The organism is Microcoleus sp. Pol7_A1 (assembly GCF_036701085.1).
Classification (GTDB): Bacteria; Cyanobacteriota; Cyanobacteriia; order Cyanobacteriales; family Microcoleaceae; genus Microcoleus; species Microcoleus asticus.
This window is the reverse complement of sequence record NZ_JAUBQD010000108.1, coordinates 3,401-4,234: the sequence shown is the minus strand read 5'-3', so window position 1 is coordinate 4,234 and position 834 is coordinate 3,401. Positions and strand designations below refer to the sequence as shown.

The 834-nt window shown below is 56.6% G+C and carries 1 pseudogene; it reads left to right on the top strand.

What is annotated here, in order from left to right:
• Window positions 1–834, top strand: a pseudogene (locus tag QUA20_RS30625) (DUF4347 domain-containing protein); the annotation flags it as partial.

Below are 834 nucleotides of genomic sequence, written 5' to 3'. Positions count from 1 at the left end.
CAGTGTCACCAACACAGTCAGCTTTGTCGCACCCCCATCCGGCAGCGTCAGCAACACCGCCAGAAGCACCTCAGCTATCCCTGACCCGACTCCGGGCAACAACGAAGCTACATTCACCACACCTCTGACACCAACACCAACACCGACACCGACACCGACTCCAACTCCAACTCCAACACCGACTCCAACAACTCCAACTCCAACACCGACTCCAACAACTCCCACACCAACTCCAACTCCAACAACTCCCACACCAACTCCAACACCGACTCCAACTCCAACAACTCCAACTCCAACAACTCCCACACCAACTCCCACACCAACTCCAACTCCAACAACTCCCACACCAACTCCCACACCAACTCCAACTCCAACAACTCCCACACCAACTCCCACACCAACTCCAACTCCAACTGACAACCAACCGCCATTAGCCAACAATGCCAACTCCAGCCTCGGGCCCAACAGCAGCCAGTTAATTACGGGATTGGGAGGCAGCGACCCCGACGGGTCGATCGTCTCTTACACCATCAACAGCCTGCCCCCAGCAGACCAAGCCGTCCTGTTTTTAGGAGACCCAGCCAACGGCGGCGTACCGGTGACACCAGGTCAAGTCCTGACTCCAGCACAGTTACAGCAACTGTTTTTGCAAGCCACAGGCAACTTTACAGGAGCCAATTTCACCTACAGCGCCACAGACAACGACGGCGCCAGCAGTCCCGCTGTCGCTACTGTCGCGGCCATACTTCCAACTGACAACCAACCGCCAATTGCCAACAATGCCAACTCCAGCCTCGGGCCCAACAGCAGCCAGTTAGTCACGGGATTGGGAGG